Source organism: Mesorhizobium sp. AA23 (assembly GCF_001672435.1).
Classification (GTDB): Bacteria; Pseudomonadota; Alphaproteobacteria; order Rhizobiales; family Rhizobiaceae; genus Mesorhizobium.
The window spans coordinates 198,960-213,416 of sequence record NZ_LYTP01000012.1; the positions used below are offsets into that span (position 1 = coordinate 198,960).

17 protein-coding genes and 1 pseudogene are annotated in these 14,457 nt (G+C 64.7%); 10 read left to right on the forward strand and 8 right to left on the reverse strand.

Features of this window, described 5'->3' with window-relative positions:
* Window positions 1-44 precede the first annotated feature (44 nt).
* On the forward strand, window positions 45-638 hold the full coding sequence (locus A9K66_RS11610; RefSeq protein WP_067323684.1) for a GNAT family protein: 594 nt from the start codon (window positions 45-47) through the stop codon (window positions 636-638).
* Between the two features lie 427 nt (window positions 639-1,065).
* A complete protein-coding gene (locus A9K66_RS11615) occupies window positions 1,066-1,452 on the forward strand; it encodes a DUF2794 domain-containing protein (protein ID WP_067324630.1) in 387 nt (128 codons plus the stop codon).
* Here A9K66_RS11615 and A9K66_RS11620 read toward each other — a convergent pair.
* The 4 genes from A9K66_RS11620 to A9K66_RS11635 form a co-directional block, all read right to left on the reverse strand.
* Complete coding sequence (locus tag A9K66_RS11620) at window positions 1,449-2,024, reverse strand: GNAT family N-acetyltransferase (protein ID WP_067323686.1); 576 nt, start codon at window positions 2,022-2,024, stop codon at window positions 1,449-1,451. The two genes, A9K66_RS11615 and A9K66_RS11620, sit on opposite strands and share 4 nt — an antisense overlap.
* A gap of 113 nt (window positions 2,025-2,137) precedes the next feature.
* Window positions 2,138-2,878 carry a Bax inhibitor-1/YccA family protein gene (locus A9K66_RS11625; protein ID WP_067323688.1) on the reverse strand — a complete coding sequence of 247 codons (741 nt, stop codon included), beginning with the start codon at window positions 2,876-2,878 and terminating at the stop codon, window positions 2,138-2,140.
* Window positions 2,879-3,122: 244 nt separating this feature from the next.
* On the reverse strand, window positions 3,123-5,663 hold the full coding sequence (locus A9K66_RS11630; protein ID WP_067323690.1) for an ABC transporter permease: 2,541 nt from the start codon (window positions 5,661-5,663) through the stop codon (window positions 3,123-3,125).
* Window positions 5,663-6,361 carry an ABC transporter ATP-binding protein gene (locus A9K66_RS11635; protein ID WP_067323692.1) on the reverse strand — a complete coding sequence of 233 codons (699 nt, stop codon included), beginning with the start codon at window positions 6,359-6,361 and terminating at the stop codon, window positions 5,663-5,665. The genes A9K66_RS11630 and A9K66_RS11635 overlap by 1 nt, the downstream gene beginning before the upstream one ends.
* An 84-nt stretch (window positions 6,362-6,445) precedes the next feature.
* Between A9K66_RS11635 and A9K66_RS11640 the strand changes: the two genes are divergently transcribed.
* Window positions 6,446-7,087, forward strand: a complete 642-nt coding sequence (locus A9K66_RS11640) for an arylesterase (protein WP_067323694.1) — start codon at window positions 6,446-6,448, stop codon at window positions 7,085-7,087.
* A gap of 121 nt (window positions 7,088-7,208) precedes the next feature.
* Window positions 7,209-7,805 (forward strand): RNA 2',3'-cyclic phosphodiesterase, encoded by a 597-nt coding sequence (thpR, locus tag A9K66_RS11645; RefSeq protein WP_066991784.1) that lies wholly within the window; start codon window positions 7,209-7,211, stop codon window positions 7,803-7,805.
* Here thpR and A9K66_RS29435 read toward each other — a convergent pair.
* A pseudogene (locus A9K66_RS29435) lies at window positions 7,709-8,225 on the reverse strand (low molecular weight protein-tyrosine-phosphatase). The gene thpR and the pseudogene A9K66_RS29435 sit on opposite strands and share 97 nt — an antisense overlap.
* Window positions 8,226-8,274: 49 nt before the next feature.
* On the opposite strand from A9K66_RS29435, the gene A9K66_RS11650 reads away from it, so the two are divergent.
* From A9K66_RS11650 to A9K66_RS11660, 4 genes are all read left to right on the forward strand, one after another.
* Window positions 8,275-8,568, forward strand: coding sequence for a 4a-hydroxytetrahydrobiopterin dehydratase (locus A9K66_RS11650; protein WP_066991930.1), 294 nt, complete (start codon window positions 8,275-8,277; stop codon window positions 8,566-8,568).
* Between the two features lie 129 nt (window positions 8,569-8,697).
* Window positions 8,698-9,060 carry a YkvA family protein gene (locus A9K66_RS11655; protein ID WP_067323696.1) on the forward strand — a complete coding sequence of 121 codons (363 nt, stop codon included), beginning with the start codon at window positions 8,698-8,700 and terminating at the stop codon, window positions 9,058-9,060.
* The gene (locus tag A9K66_RS30230) at window positions 9,057-9,266 is read left to right on the forward strand and encodes a hypothetical protein (RefSeq protein ID WP_127214559.1); all 210 of its coding nucleotides are present in this window, start codon (window positions 9,057-9,059) and stop codon (window positions 9,264-9,266) included. The genes A9K66_RS11655 and A9K66_RS30230 overlap by 4 nt, the downstream gene beginning before the upstream one ends.
* Window positions 9,267-9,325: 59 nt before the next feature.
* On the forward strand, window positions 9,326-9,832 hold the full coding sequence (locus tag A9K66_RS11660; RefSeq protein ID WP_066991787.1) for an invasion associated locus B family protein: 507 nt from the start codon (window positions 9,326-9,328) through the stop codon (window positions 9,830-9,832).
* A gap of 98 nt (window positions 9,833-9,930) precedes the next feature.
* Here A9K66_RS11660 and A9K66_RS11665 read toward each other — a convergent pair whose 3' ends face one another.
* Window positions 9,931-11,277 carry a chloride channel protein gene (locus A9K66_RS11665; RefSeq protein WP_067323698.1) on the reverse strand — a complete coding sequence of 449 codons (1,347 nt, stop codon included), beginning with the start codon at window positions 11,275-11,277 and terminating at the stop codon, window positions 9,931-9,933.
* 181 nt (window positions 11,278-11,458) lie between these two features.
* Complete coding sequence (locus tag A9K66_RS11670; RefSeq protein WP_245307489.1) at window positions 11,459-11,896, reverse strand: hypothetical protein; 438 nt, start codon at window positions 11,894-11,896, stop codon at window positions 11,459-11,461.
* Between the two features lie 88 nt (window positions 11,897-11,984).
* Here A9K66_RS11670 and rlmN point away from each other — a divergent pair, with 88 nt between their 5' ends.
* The gene (gene rlmN / locus A9K66_RS11675; RefSeq protein ID WP_067323702.1) at window positions 11,985-13,220 is read left to right on the forward strand and encodes a 23S rRNA (adenine(2503)-C(2))-methyltransferase RlmN; all 1,236 of its coding nucleotides are present in this window, start codon (window positions 11,985-11,987) and stop codon (window positions 13,218-13,220) included.
* Complete coding sequence (locus tag A9K66_RS11680; protein ID WP_067323704.1) at window positions 13,217-13,684, forward strand: hypothetical protein; 468 nt, start codon at window positions 13,217-13,219, stop codon at window positions 13,682-13,684. The genes rlmN and A9K66_RS11680 overlap by 4 nt, the downstream gene beginning before the upstream one ends.
* Window positions 13,685-13,698: 14 nt before the next feature.
* Here the strand turns inward: A9K66_RS11680 and A9K66_RS11685 are convergent, their stop codons facing one another.
* Window positions 13,699-14,340, reverse strand: coding sequence for a LysE family translocator (locus A9K66_RS11685; protein ID WP_067323706.1), 642 nt, complete (start codon window positions 14,338-14,340; stop codon window positions 13,699-13,701).
* Window positions 14,341-14,457 lie beyond the last annotated feature (117 nt).

Here is a 14,457-nt window from a genome sequence, read left to right on the forward strand (position 1 = left end):
GATCGCCGACGAAAGCCGGCCGGGGCCCACGAAGCAGAGCATCCATGGCAAAGCGACCCGAGCCGCACCCGATTCTCCTAACGACGCGGCTGCGCCTGCGTCAGTTCAGGGCTGAGGACACGGATGCGATGCACGAATGCTTTGCCGACCCGGAGGCGATGCGGTTTTGGAACGCACCAGTCCACACCAAGCGGACCGAGACCGAGCGCACCGTGCTCAGATATGTCGCCTGCACCCCGTCCTACCATCGGCACTGGGCGGTCGCCGACATTGAGACTGACCGCTGCCTCGGCCTCGTCAGCTATCACGATGGCCACATCCGCAACAAGCGTGCGGCCATCGGCTATTTCATCAACCCCGCATATCAGAGCCGAGGCATGGCCACCGAGGCTGTCTCGGCGATGCTCGACTTCTGTTTCGACGATCTCGGCCTGCACCGTCTGCAGGCGTTCATCGATCCCAACAACACCCCGTCGCGCAAATTGGTCGAGAAACTCAGATTCGGGCGCGAAGGCCTACTGCGTGATCATCTGCGTGTCGGCGGCATCTGGCGCGATGAGATCCTGTATGCGCTCCTTAGGACTCGTCGCTCATCCAGCGCAGCGGTTCCAGCTCTCTTCCCTGAGCGTGCATTGTGATGACGCCCGCCGGGCCGCGAGACAGGGGCCGGCGGGCCAGAGCGGACAGGCATGAAAAAACCGGCGTCAGCTTGCTTCTGACGCCGGTTATTCAGGTTTTGGGATCGTCGCACCTGATTTTTCCAAGGAAAAACCGAGGTTGGTTCGATCCGACGCTGACCCGTGGGCGGGGGGCTTGGGGTTTACGAGCCGGTGCCGGACCGAACCGTCTCAGGCAACGCGGGTAAACTCGTCGGACATTGGGGCATGAGCGCGGATAATTTGTGGCGACAATGTGGCAGAGCATCACCAATTCCAACACGCGTTTTGCAAACGTGACTGGACCTTTCGGAAACGGCGGGCCGCAAGCCTGCTTCGCCGGCCCTTGCAATTCGGCCGCGAAAGCGCGAACCTTGGCCGGCGCAAGATTCAATCGAAGGATCGCGGCATGACCGATCACAGCAGCGGGACGGAGGATGGGGAAGCATCCGGAATACTGATCCCGCTGCATGAGGCGCGCAGCGCACGCCTCGACCAGCCGGTGCGCTTCGACCGGCGCGAGCTCGACCAGATCCTAAGGCTTTACGGACGCATGGTGGCGGCCAATGAATGGCGCGACTATGCGATCGACCATCTTTCCGATCGCGCTGTCTTTTCGGTCTTCCGCCGCGCCAGCGAAGTGCCGCTGTTCCAGATCGTCAAGGACCCGAAATTGGCGCGCCGACAGGGCGCCTTCGCCGTCATCGCCGCCGGCGGACGCATCCTCAAGCGCAGTCAGGAACTCGGCCGCGTGCTCCGCGTCTTCGATTCCAAGCTGAAGCTGGTCGAAGCTTAACTATCCAATTTGCCGCGAAATCTCCGCTCCGGCAGTGACTCCGGATCCGGCGGCACTTCCGCGCCGCCGTTGAGCGGCAGCTGCATGAACACGGTATCCAGCCAGCGCCCATGCTTGTAGCCGGAGCCTTCCAGGCGCCCGGAGTGACGAAAGCCGAGCTTCTCGTGCAGGCGCACCGAGGCGCTGTCGGCATGTCCGTCGCCGATCACCGCGACGATCTGGCGAAAGCCGGCCAGGCGTGCCGCCTCGATGAGCGCCAGCATCAGCAGGCGGCCGATGCCCTGGCCCTTGGCCTCGGGCGCCACATAGACCGAGTCCTCGACGGTGAAGCGATAGGCGGGCCGGGGCCGGAACGGTCCGGCATAGGCGTAGCCGAGCACGACGCCCTCCCTTTCAGCCACAAGATAGGGAAAGCCGCCTCGTGCCAAACTGTCGAATCGATCGCCCATTTCGGCGCGGCTGGGCGGCTCCAGTTCGTAGCTTGCGGTGCCGTGCGTGACCGCGTCCGCATAGATTTCGGTTATTCGGTCGAGGTCGGCCGCAGTAGCGGCTCTGATCGCCAGATTGCTCATAATTTGTGCAGTTCTTCCTGTTGCCTCAATATCAGCAGAGGAGCGCACAAAAGGAAAGGGCGGCCGTTGGGCCGCCCTTTCCGAAGTCTATGGTCCAGCCGGACGGCTACCGTTTAGCGGCGGTCGCCCATGAACTGCAGCAGGAACATGAACAGGTTGATGAAGTCGAGATAGAGCTGCAGCGCGCCCATGATCGCCTTGCGGCCGGCGACATCCGCGACGTCACCCTCGAAATACATCTCCTTGATGCGCTGCGTGTCGTAGGCGGTCAGACCCGCGAACACCAGCACGCCGATCGCCGAAATGGCGAAGGCCAGCGCCGACGACGCCAGGAAGATGTTGATGACCATCGCGATCAGCAGGCCGATCACGCCCATGATCAGGAACGAGCCGAACGCGCTCAAATCGCGCCTGGTCGTGTAGCCGTAGAGCGACAGGCCGCCGAAGGCCGCGGCCGTGGCAAAGAAGGTCTGGGTGATGCTGGTGCCGGTGTAGACGAGGAAGATCGTCGACAGCGACAGGCCGACAAGGCCGGCATAAACCCAGAATGTGGTCTGCGCCGCAGCCACGCTCATCGATTGGATCCTGAAGGACAGGAACATCACGGCAGCGAGAGGCGCCAGGATAACGACCCAGCGGAACGCGCTAGCATAGATGAGCTGGCCGAAGGCGGTGAGCTGGCCGTCGCCGGTGACGGCCAGCTGGAATGCGCCCCAGGCGGCAATGCCTGTGATGAGCAGGCCAAGCCCCATCAGGTTATAGACTTTGATCATATAGGCCCGCAGGCCCTGATCGATATCGACGCGCGCGCCGGAGGCGGCGGACGTCTGGTAGTTGCGAATGGGATCAGCCATTGGAAATCCTCTATTGCTTCTGCCCCGTCCGGTGACAGGTCCTTGGAGCGACCTCCTTGGACCAGGCGCCGCTGGCGGGACTCCAGCATGCCTAGCGCGAAATATGAGCGTTCTCGACCTCAAGAACAAGACGGTAACGAGCGGTAACGCTTCGTGAGAAGGCAAAAGCCCGATTTTCAGCCTTTTCCCGCCGGCATTCTTACCAAGATTTAACGCAGACAGGCCACCGAAGGGCGCTGCCGGATCAAAGCTCGCGCAGCACCGGCGCCGCCTTGTGGCCAAGCACCCGCCAGGTGCCGGCAAGGCCGATGCCGACGGTGACGGCGAGCGAGACGAGGATCGTCGCCACCGCAACTTCCGGCATGAAGTGCGACGGCAGCGTCATGATGCGGGCCACCACGAACCACGCCGCGACGCCGCCCGCGGCAAGCGCGAACAGCGCGGTCGCAAGACCGATCAGCACATATTCCAGCGAGAAGGCCGCAATCAGCGTCCTCCTTGTCGCGCCGAGCGTCTTCAGCACCACCGCGTCGTGGATGCGCGCCCGGTTGCCGGCGGCCAAAGCCCCGGAGAGCACCAGCACGGAGGCGATCAGCGCCACGCCGGCTGCGGCGCGGATCGCAGTGCCCAGCTGTGCGACCAGCCGGTTGACGATGTCGAGCGCGTCCTTGACCCTCACCGTCGTCACTGCCGGAAAGGCGCGGGTGACAGCGTTGAGCAGCCGCGCGTCGTCGGCCGTGGTGGCCTTTCTGTCGGTCAGCGTCGCCAGCCAGCCATGCGGCGCGCCGGCGAACGTATTGGGCGAGAAGATCATGACGAAATTGATACCCATGGTTTCCCACTCGACCTGGCGGAAGCTGGCTATTCTTGCCGTCACGTTGCGGCCGAGCACGTTGACCGTGACGGTGTCGCCGAGCTTCAGCCCGATCGCTTTGCCTTCCTCGGCCGAGAACGACACCAGCGGCTCGCCGGAATAGTCCTGCGGCCACCATTTGCCTTCGGTCAGCGTAGCGTTTTCCGGCTGCTTTGCGTCATAGGTCAGCCCGCGGTCGCCGCGCAGCACCCATGCGCCGTCGGCCGGGACCTTCACCTTGTCGACGGCGATGCCGTTGAGCGCCATGATGCGGCCGCGCAGCATCGGCACCTTGACCAGCATCCCTTGCGGCGCTTCCTTTTCGACCAGGCCGGCAAAGGCATCGACATCGCTGCTCTGGATGTCGACGAAGAAGAAGTTCGGCGCCCGCTCCGGCAGGCTGCCGGAGATCTGGCGTCTGAGATTCCCGTCGATCAGCGCCAGCGTCACCAGCAGCGTCAGGCCGAGCCCGAGCGACAGCACCACCGATGGCGTGAGCGCGCCGGGCCGATGGATATTGCCGAGCGCCAGCCTGAGAGAGACCGACCGCAGCCGCGGGCTTCGCCGGGCCAGCCATTGGACCAGCGCCGCCACCAGCCGCAGCACCAGGAAGGCAAAGACGGTGGCGCCGACGAAGATCGAGGCGATGCGCCGATCGTCGGCGGAAAGGATGGCGAGCGCCGCCAGCGCAAGCACGATCGTCAGCGCGGCGCCGACATAGGGCAGGCGCGGCAGGCCGCGGCTTTCGAACCCCATTTCGCGAAACAGCGCCGTTGCCGGCACGTCGCGGGCGCGGCCGAGCGGCAGCAGCGCGAAGGCCAGCGTCACCAAAAGGCCGAACAGGGCCGCGATCGCAAGCGCGCCGGGATAAAAGCCGCCTTGCGCCGGCACCGGAATGACCGACTGCAGGAGCGCGCTCGCCACGAACGGCATTGCCGCACCCAGGATCAGGCCGAGCACGATGCCGAGGCCGGCAATCAAAAGGATCTGCACGAGATAGATGGCGAAGACGAAGCCCCCGGAGGCGCCGAGGCTCTTGAAGGTGGCGATGACGCCGCGCTTGCCGTCGAGATAGGCGCGGACCGCATTCGCCACGCCGACGCCGCCGACCACAAGCGCCGTCAGCCCGACCAGCGTCAGGAACTGCGAGAAGCGCTGGATGTTGGCGGAAAGCGCCGGTGCTGCGTTGCTGCGCGTGCGAATCGACCAGCCGGCCTGCGGAAAATCCTTCGCCGCTTCGGCTTGTATGCCTTTGATCCGCGCCTCGCTCGCGCCATCGGGCAGTCGGATCTTATAGGCGTTCTCGACCAGGCTGCCGGGCTGAACCAGCCCTGACGCGACCAGCCCGTCGTGCGAAATCATCAGCCGCGGCGCGAAGCCGAAACCGTCGGAAATCGCGTCGGGTTCGCTGACCAATCGGGCCCTCAGCTCGAACGTTGCGCCGCCAAGCTTCAAGCGGTCGCCGATATGCAGATTGAGGCGATCGAACAAGAGAGCGGGCGCGGCGGCGCCGAAGATGCCGGATCTTTCGCCGAACAATTCATTCCTGGGCAGCGGCGGATCGGTCTCCAGCGTGCCGTAAAGCGGATAGGCGTCGTCGACCGCCTTGGCTTCGACCAGCGCCTGGTCGGAGCCGTCCTCGAGCCGCGCCATCGAGCGCATGCCGGAATTCAGCGAGACCGTGCCGAGGCTCTTGATGAAGCCGAGCTCGGCGTCCGAAGCGCTGCGCTGGTTGATCTGGAAGCGCAGGTCGCCGCCGAGCAGCGTCTGGCCCTGGTTGGCGACGCCGGCGGTAATCGCCTGCGCCACCGAATTGACGCCGCCGATCGCCGCGACGCCAAGCGCGATGCAGGCGAGGAAGATCATGAAGCCGGACAGGCCGCCGCGCATCTCGCGCAGCGAGAAGCGGAGGGCCAGCCTCAAAGTCCGCATCAGGCCGGCACCCTAGCCTGTCTTGGCGCGTCCTCGATGCGTCCCGAGCGCATCGACACCTGACGCGAGCAGCGGCCCGCAAGCGCCGGATCATGCGTGACCAGCACCAGCGTCATGCCGCGCTCGGCCGCCTTGGCGAAGAGGAGGTCGGCGATCTGCTTTCCCGTCGCCTGGTCGAGGTTGCCGGTCGGCTCGTCGGCAATGAGGATGCGCGGCGAGGGCGCCAGCGCCCTGGCGATCGCCACGCGCTGCTGCTCGCCGCCCGAAAGCTCTCCCGGATAGTGCGTCACGCGGTCGCTCAAGCCGACCGCCGCGAGTTCCTGCGCGGCCACGCCGAACGGGTCGTTGTGCCCGGCGAGCTCCAGCGGCACCGCGACATTCTCGAGCGCCGTCATGTTGGGGATGAGGTGGAAGGACTGGAAGACAATGCCGATGTTTCGCCCTCGAAACGAAGCAATCTGGTCCTCGCTTTTGCCGTTGAGCAATTCGCCGGCGATCCGCACCGTGCCCGAATCGACCCTTTCCAGCCCGGCCAGAACCATCAGCAAGGTGGATTTGCCGGATCCCGACGGGCCGACGATGCCGGTGGCTTCGCCGGCGGCCACATCGAGGCTGACGCCCTTCAGCACATGGACGGAGGAGGCGCCCTCGCCGAGCGTCAGCGAGACATCCCTCAATGCGATGACGGCTTCTGTCACAATGAATGCGCCCTATATGGTGGAAGAAGGAGGCAAAAAATGTCTCCTTTGCATGAATCGTGTCGGTCATATGGGGCTCGCCGCATGGCTTTCAAACACTCAGCTGCCGCAGCCCTCACTCTTCTCCTGGTGGTTTGCGGTGCCATTTCGCCGGCGCGCGCCGATACGTTCAAGATCGTCGGCTTCGGCGACAGCCTGATGGCGGGGTTCAGCCTTGGTCCCGATGAGGGCTTCACCGATAAATTGCAGGCGGCCTTGAAGGCAAAAGGCCTCGACGTGGCCGTCGGCAATGCCGGGGTTTCCGGCGACACCACAAGCGGCGGCCTCGCGCGGCTCGACTGGTCGGTGCCTGACGGCACCGGGCTCGTCATCCTCGAGCTCGGCGCCAACGACATGCTGCGCGGCGTGTCGCCCGAGATCGCCGAGAAAAATCTCGACGCTATGTTGGCCAAGTTGAAGCAGCGGAACATCCCGGTGCTCCTGGCAGGCATGCTTGCAGCGCCCAATCTGGGCGCCGAGTACCAGAAGGCCTTCGACGCCATCTACCCGAAGCTTGCCGCGAAATACGCCGTTCCGCTCTATCCGTTTTTTCTTGACGGGGTCGCCGGCCACCCGGCCATGCAGCTGGAGGACGGTCTTCATCCCAACCCGAAGGGAATAGACGTCATGGTCAAAGGCATTCTACCGGTCGTGGAAAAGGCCATCGCCGCCAAGGGCGGCGCGTGATGGGACCAAAACGCCACGGTTTCCCCAGGGGAAAGCTTGTGGACAACAAACCGCTTGCCCCGCATGGCTATCGATGATTCGCTAGGGGCGAGAGTTTCGATTCGAGGACAGGAGGCTTCCCATGCCACGTCTTTTCACCGCCCTCGAAATTCCGCGTGATGCCGCGCTTTCACTCTCGCTGCTCCGGGGCGGCCTGCCCGGAGCCCGCTGGATCGACGTCGAAAACTATCATCTGACGCTGCGCTTCATCGGCGATGTGGAGGGCCATATCGCCGACGACATCGCCAATGCGCTCGATCGCGTCAACCGTCCCTCCTTCCCCCTGGCGCTCTCCGGCGTGGGCGCTTTCGGCGGCAAGAAGCCGCACGCCGTATGGGCCGGCGTGTCCGCCTCGCCGGACCTGGTAGCGCTGCAGGGCGAGATCGACCGCATCTGCCAGCGGCTCGGCCTGCCGGCCGATCCGCGCAAATTCTCGCCGCATGTGACGCTCGCGCGCCTGCGCAATTCGAGCCCGGCGGATGTCGCGCAATATCTGTCGGCGCGCGGCAACTTTTCCACGCTGCCCTTCCGGGTCGGCCGCTTCGTCTTGATGTCGTCGCGCGATTCGGTCGGCGGCGGCCCCTACATCGTCGAGGAAGCCTGGCCGCTGGTTGGCGCCGATCCGCTCGCTTCCAGCCGCTTCGCCAGCGCCTCCGACGCCTCGCGGATCATGCGGTAGACCGAAACGAAGGCCTGCTGGTCTTCGTAATAGGGGTCCGGCACATCGCGCGCATTTCCGCTGGCAAACTCCAGGAAGAGATGGATGCGGTCGCGCGCGGCCTGCGGCGCTAACGCCTTCAGATCGCGCACATTTGTCCGGTCCATGCCGAGAATCAGGTCGAAGCGCGAGAAATCGTCCAGCGCTATCCTGCGCCTTTTGCGCGGAAATGTCGATGCCGTGCCTTGTGGCAACCGCGATCGAACGCGGATCGGGCGCGGAGCCGACCTCCCAGCCGCTGGTCGCGGCCGAATCGAGCAGGATGTCCCGACCTTCCCCGCGCTCGGCCCACACGGCGCGGAAGACGCCTTCGGCCAAGGGCGAGCGGCAGATGTTGCCGAGGCAGACGAACAGAATGGATTTTATGGGCTTTGCGCTCATCGATCCGGCGCTATGGTTGGAATACCTCCGAATAGCACGGGAACCCGACATGACCAGGGAAAAACTCAACAAGGAAGCGATCACCGCAGCGCTGGCGGAACTCGAAGGCTGGTCGCTGGCGGCCGACGGCGCCTCCATCAAGCGCAGCTTCGGCTTCAAGAACTTCTCCGAGGCCTTCGCCTTCATGACCCGCGTGGCGCTGGCCGCCGAGAAGATGGACCACCACCCCGATTGGTCGAACGTCTACAAGACCGTCGACGTCACGCTGAACACGCATGACGCCGGCGGCGTCACGGCGCTCGACATCGAACTGGCGAAGCGGATGAACCGCTATTTCGGCTGACGACTGCCGATAAGTCCGATTCCGATTTGCCGGGCTGGCAACGGTGGAGACCTTGCAGGGGGATGCCGCTTTCACCACATCTTCCGCGGTGGCCGCAACGCAAGCTGGCGCGTGGCCGAGGAGAGATTGATGGCGCAGGAATCCCGTTTCGATTTCTTTGGCTTCGGCGACACGCTCGCCGGCGAAGGCGAGGTGCGCGAGAAGTTCTGGCGCACGGCCAAGAAGGCTGCCCGGCAGATCCCGTTCATGGAAGAGGTGGTCGCCGCCTACTATTGTGCCATGGACAAGGACACGCCGCTGCGCACCAAGGGTACCCTGCTTGCCGCGCTCGGCTATTTCGTGCTGCCGGTGGATTTCATCCCCGACTTCGTGCTCGGTCTCGGGTTCACCGATGACCTTGCCGTGCTCACCGCGGCAATCACCGCCGTCAGCGCCCATATCACCCCGGCGCACCGGCAGGCCGCCAGGGACGCCCTCGCCGACAAAGGTTGATCCTGGCTGACTTTTCGCCACAACGAAACCGCGAAACCGCCCGCGCGAAAAGACAAACTCTTGCCGCTTTCGTGCCCTCCAAGTTCGCGCCGGGACATCGCGACCGCCGCGTGGAAGCGGCGGCGCGAATGGCGGCGGTTTCCTGGGGTGAGTTCCTTTTGTTGGGAAAAATTCACCGTTTGGTAACCCTGATTAAATCAAAATGAAGCGACGGCAGGACGCCATGCGGCCCGCCTCCGCACCATTTCGGAATACGGGAAGAACGATGCGCGGATTGATTGCTACAGTTTCCAGCCTGGTCCTGGCGGCCGCCTTCGCGGCGCCGGCGCTGGCGCAGCAGGCGACCAAGATCGGCCAGCACAACGCCTGGGGCACCTACAGCTATCAGTCGGCAGGCGGCAAGGTCTGCTATGTGCTGACGGTGCCGACCGACAAGCAGCCGCCAAAGCTCGACCATGGCGACATGTTCTTCTTCGTCAGCCAACGGCCCGGGCAGCAGGTGTCCTATGAGCCGCAGTTCATCGCCGGCTACAACTTCCAGGAAGGCTCCAAGGCCACCGTCACCATCGACAAGAAGTCCTTCTCGATGTTCACCCGCGGCAAGTCGGCCTGGGTCGAGAACGCCGCTGAAGAGCCGGTGCTGATCGCCGCCATGAAGACGGGTACCGACATGAAGGTGCAGGCGAAGTCCGGTCGCGGCAACCCGACTTCCTACGTCTTTTCTCTGAAGGGCATCTCGGCCGCGCTGGCCTCGATCGCCAAGTGCAAATAGGCTGAGGCTCCCTTGGTGGAGGATGGCAATATGGAAGTCCGCCTCCCGCAAGTGCTGCCAGGGACAAGCGAATAAGGCGACAGCGCCAAGCTCGCCATTCAGCCTTGCTGCTCGACGGCCCTGCGCCGCCTGATCGCCTCGGCGATGAACACGCGTGACAGCGCGTGATAGAGCGGCTCGTTGGAGATCAGCCGCGCCGTGCCGTAGCCCAGCATCGCCGCGCACATCAGCGCGATGACGTTGTCGTGGTTGCCGGTCATTTCGAGGATGATGACGAAGGCCGTCATCGGCGCCTGCACGACGCCGGCGAAATAACCGGCCATGCCGAGCAGCGCGGCGAGGCCTGTTCCGGCGCCGAACGCCAGGCCAAGCGTGCTGCCGAGACCGGCGCCCACCGCCAGCGACGGCGCGAAGATGCCGCCCGGAATGCCCGACACCATCGACAGCACGCCGGCCGCGAATTTTTCCAGGAAGAAGAACGCGGGTAGCGGCGCGCCTTCGACGGCGCCGCGGGCCTGAGCGTAGCCGGTTCCGAACGTAAGGCCCCCCGAGACGAGACCGATCGCGGCAACCGCCAGGCCGCAGATGCCTGCCACGAGCAGCGCGCGCCACAATGGCTGCAGGCCATTCCAGCGTCGGACGCGTCGCGTGATCCTCAGCGCCAACAGCGAAAACAGCGCGCCGAAGCCGCCGCCGATGACGCCGCAGGCAATCACCAGCGGCCAGTCGGTGGCGAAGGCCACCGTGTCCCTGGCGACGCCGAAATAGGTGTAGTTGCCGAGCAGGCCGAGCGAGGCGAGGCCGGCGAGGATCACCGCCGTCAGCACCAGCCCGTTGGTGCGCGACTCATAGGCGCGACCCATCTCCTCGATGGCGAAGACGATGCCGGCGAGCGGCGTGTTGAAGGCGGCGGCGACGCCGGCAGCCGAGCCGGCCAGGATCAGGCCGCGCGCCTGCGCCATGCCGCCCCAGCGCGCCGCCTGAAGCATGAGCGACGCGCCGACCTGCACCGTCGGGCCCTCGCGGCCGATCGATCCGCCGCAGGCGAGACCGATGACGGTAAGCGCAACCTTGCCCGCTGCCAGGCGCAGCGAAAGAAGGTGGCCGCGATCCTCGTCATCGCGCAGGTGACGGGCGGCGATCGCCTGCGGAATGCCGCTGCCTTGCGATCCCGGAAAGAAGGAATGGGCAAGCCAGGCGCAAATCACGAAGCCCGCGGGCGTCATGACCAGCGGCAGATAAAAGCGCCAGCTGCCGCTATCGCCGCCGGTGACGACGTGGAACAGCGCCTGCGCCCGGTCGGCCAGCAGGGCGAACAGCACGCTGATCAAGCCGATCGAGATGGCGCCGGCCCAGAACACAAGGCGCGGCTGCCAGACGCGGCGCGACGCCCACATAGCCTGCGAGCGCCGCAGCATCGGGTATCTACGCGATATGCCGGCCATGCCTGTCCTCTGGGTGATGACCCGCCCCTAGCACACTGAGAGGGAGGATCAAGCCTGCGAGGTCAGGTCAGGTCGAGGCGAGCGACGAAAATCGGAGATCGAGGAGCCAGGGCAGGACCGCGGTTTGGATATCCCGCCGGCCTGCGCCGGCGGGCAGCAGGGCTGGCGAGTCCCACCATTCTCACATCGCCATCTTTTCACATTCGGCCTGGGCCTTCTTGGTCGACGTATCGATCATGTAGGCTTTGCCTTTGGCGTCGGTGATTATCATCATGCAATGCTTGATCGGCTTCGCCATCTTCATCATTTCGGCGCTCATCTTGGCGTCAGGCATCATGGTGCCCATATGGCCGTCGGGCATGATCGCCGTCATTTGCCCACCCTTCATCATGGTCATCGTGCCCATCGTATCCTCGGCAAACGCCTGCGAGGCAAAAAGGCTTGCGAGACCGGCGATGGCAACAAGCTTGATCGAATGCATTCCGCGTACTCCCATTTCTGCAAGGGCATGCTCGCCCCTTTCAGGTTCGCGGGTGCGCTTCGAGCTGTTACGCCAACACGAATATGTGATCTCAGCCGGGGCGGGAATAGCGACACCGGCCGCCTGTGCCGCCGACATGACTCCGGCCGCAAGCTGTGCTATGCGCCGCGCTTCATTTCAGGCACGATGCTGAAATCGGCCGCAAACCGCTTATATTGGCGCAACCATGACCCTTTCATTCGATCTGACCGCCGAAGGCGCCCGCGACGCCTTGCGCGCCCGCGCCACGCCGGCCGAAAAGCCGTCGCTGATCGGCCTGACGCGAGCCGAGCTTGGCGCCGCTCTGGTTGAGGCCGGCATCGTGCCGGAGCGCCAGGCGAAGATGCGCGCCCAGCAGCTCTGGCACTGGATGTATGTGCGCGGGATCTCCGACTTCGCCCATATGTTCAACATCTCCAAGGATCTGCGCGCCGAGCTCGACAAGCATTTCACCGTCGCGCGGCCCGAGATCGTCGAGGAGCAGATCTCTTCCGACGGCACGCGCAAATGGCTGTTTCGCTTTCCGCCGCGCGGCGCCGGCCGTCCGGTCGAGATCGAGACCGTCTATATTCCGGAGGAAGGCCGCGGCACGCTCTGCATCTCCTCGCAGGTCGGCTGCACGCTGACCTGCTCCTTCTGCCACACCGGCACGCAGAAGCTGGTGCGCAACCTGACGACGGAAGAGATCCTGGCGCAGCTGCTTACCGCGCGCGACCGGCTCGGGGACTTCCCCGACCGCGGCACGCCGGACGGCGCCATCGTGCCGGCCGAGGGCCGCAAGGTATCCAACATCGTCATGATGGGCATGGGCGAGCCGCTCTACAATTTCGAGGCGGTGAAGAAGGCGCTGCTGATCGCTTCCGACGGCGACGGACTTTCCCTGTCGAAAAGACGCATCACGCTGTCGACCTCGGGCGTCGTGCCGGAGATTGCCCGCACCGGCAAGGAGATCGGCGTTATGCTGGCGATCTCGCTGCATGCCACCAATGACGACCTGCGCGACCTGCTGGTGCCGATCAACAAGAAGTATCCGCTGAAGGAGCTGATCGCTGCCTGCCGCGCCTATCCGGGTCTCTCCAACGCCCGCCGCATCACCTTCGAATATGTGATGCTGAAGGACGTCAACGATTCCCTCGAGGACGCCAAGGCGCTGGTCAAGCTGCTCAAGGGCATTCCGGCCAAGATAAACCTGATCCCGTTCAACCCGTGGCCCGGCACCAACTATCAGTGCTCGGACTGGGAGACGATCGAGAGGTTCGCCGACTACATCAACAATGCCGGCTACGCCTCGCCGATCCGCACCCCCCGCGGCCGCGACATCCTCGCCGCCTGCGGCCAGCTCAAGTCGGAATCGGAACGCATGCGCAAGGTCGACCGGCTGGCGCTTGAAGCGATGATGATCGCGGGGCACGGCGAGGCGTGAAGCGTATCATCGCCTATCTCGTCCGCTTCGCCGCCATCCTGATCGGCTATGTGATCGCCTCGCTGGCGGCGAGCGCCTTTCTCAACGTGCTGTTCCTCGGCTATTTCGGCTATGCGCCGGAGCCCGGACATCAGACGATCGCGCCCGCGCTCTATTTTTCGGTGCCTTTCCTGGCATTGTTCGTCGCCTATTTCGGCTTCATGCCGGCAGCGATCGTCATCCTGATCGCGGAAGTGCTCGGCCGCCGCGACTGGCTGTTCTATGCGCTGGGCGGCGCCGTCATCGCCGTCGTCTTCCTCGGCTTCGCGCATAACATCGGCGACGGCGATTTCGATGTCGCCGACAACAATGTCAGGCTCGCGCTGATCGGCAGCGGCATGGTCGGCGGCATCTTCTATTGGCTCTCTGCCGGCCGCTGGGCCGGAAGCTGGCGCCGCGAGGCGCTGCCCGATCTGGAGCCCTGAGCTCGGCGCGGGCTCTACTTCGCCTGTGCCGTCAGGATCTTGAGCGCGAAGGCCGAGAACACGCCGCCGAACAGATAATCGACCACGCGCGTGACGCGCGGGCTCGCCTTCATCGCCGCCGCGAATTTCTCCGCCGCGAGCACCATCGGCGCCGTCACCGGGATCGACAGCACGATGAATGTGATGCCGAGGAAGAACAGCTTGCCGGGTGCGTTCGGGTCATGCGCGGAGACGAATTGCGGCAGGAAGGTCATGAAGAACAGGATGATCTTCGGGTTGAGGAGATTGACCCCGAGCCCGGCCGCCCAGCTGCGGAACAGCGAGATTTGCGGTCCCGTCTTCTTCTCCGGCGAAAAGGCCGAGCCCTTGGCGATCGCCTGCCAGGCCAGGAACACCAGATAGCCGGCGCCGAAAATCTTCAGCGCAAAGAAAGCCATGGGAGAGGCCACGATCAGCGCCGAGACGCCGACCACCACCAGCGTGGTGTGGACCAACGTGCCGCATAGCGCGCCTGCCATCGAGGCGAAGCCGGTGGCGCGGCCCTGGCTCAGCGTGCGCGACACGAACAGCGTCATGTCCGGTCCCGGCGTGATCGCCAGGATGACCGTGGCGATGGCGAACTGGATGAGCGTCGAAGTGTCGGGAATGAAGGACATGGGTCGCCTTGGGGGTCGCCTCGGACTGGATCGCACTGCCTATAGCGCGGCGTTTTTTCCCTCGCCAGCCCCTGCCGGAGCAAACATCTGGCCCAGCCTGTGCCATGGCGAGGCGCA

What these genes read in the sequence shown, in the direction of transcription:
- A9K66_RS11610 (WP_067323684.1), top strand. Translation starts at nt 45, where the DNA reads ATGGCAAAGCGACCCGAGCCGCACCCGATTCTCCTAACGACGCGGCTG.
- A9K66_RS11615 (WP_067324630.1), top strand. Translation starts at nt 1,066, where the DNA reads ATGACCGATCACAGCAGCGGGACGGAGGATGGGGAAGCATCCGGAATA.
- A9K66_RS11620 (WP_067323686.1), bottom strand. Translation starts at nt 2,024, where the DNA reads ATGAGCAATCTGGCGATCAGAGCCGCTACTGCGGCCGACCTCGACCGA.
- A9K66_RS11625 (WP_067323688.1), bottom strand. Translation starts at nt 2,878, where the DNA reads ATGGCTGATCCCATTCGCAACTACCAGACGTCCGCCGCCTCCGGCGCG.
- A9K66_RS11630 (WP_067323690.1), bottom strand. Translation starts at nt 5,663, where the DNA reads ATGCGGACTTTGAGGCTGGCCCTCCGCTTCTCGCTGCGCGAGATGCGC.
- A9K66_RS11640 (WP_067323694.1), top strand. Translation starts at nt 6,446, where the DNA reads ATGGCTTTCAAACACTCAGCTGCCGCAGCCCTCACTCTTCTCCTGGTG.
- thpR (WP_066991784.1), top strand. Translation starts at nt 7,209, where the DNA reads ATGCCACGTCTTTTCACCGCCCTCGAAATTCCGCGTGATGCCGCGCTT.
- A9K66_RS11650 (WP_066991930.1), top strand. Translation starts at nt 8,275, where the DNA reads ATGACCAGGGAAAAACTCAACAAGGAAGCGATCACCGCAGCGCTGGCG.
- A9K66_RS11655 (WP_067323696.1), top strand. Translation starts at nt 8,698, where the DNA reads ATGGCGCAGGAATCCCGTTTCGATTTCTTTGGCTTCGGCGACACGCTC.
- A9K66_RS11660 (WP_066991787.1), top strand. Translation starts at nt 9,326, where the DNA reads ATGCGCGGATTGATTGCTACAGTTTCCAGCCTGGTCCTGGCGGCCGCC.
- A9K66_RS11665 (WP_067323698.1), bottom strand. Translation starts at nt 11,277, where the DNA reads ATGGCCGGCATATCGCGTAGATACCCGATGCTGCGGCGCTCGCAGGCT.
- A9K66_RS11670 (WP_245307489.1), bottom strand. Translation starts at nt 11,896, where the DNA reads ATGTCGGCGGCACAGGCGGCCGGTGTCGCTATTCCCGCCCCGGCTGAG.
- rlmN (WP_067323702.1), top strand. Translation starts at nt 11,985, where the DNA reads ATGACCCTTTCATTCGATCTGACCGCCGAAGGCGCCCGCGACGCCTTG.
- A9K66_RS11685 (WP_067323706.1), bottom strand. Translation starts at nt 14,340, where the DNA reads ATGTCCTTCATTCCCGACACTTCGACGCTCATCCAGTTCGCCATCGCC.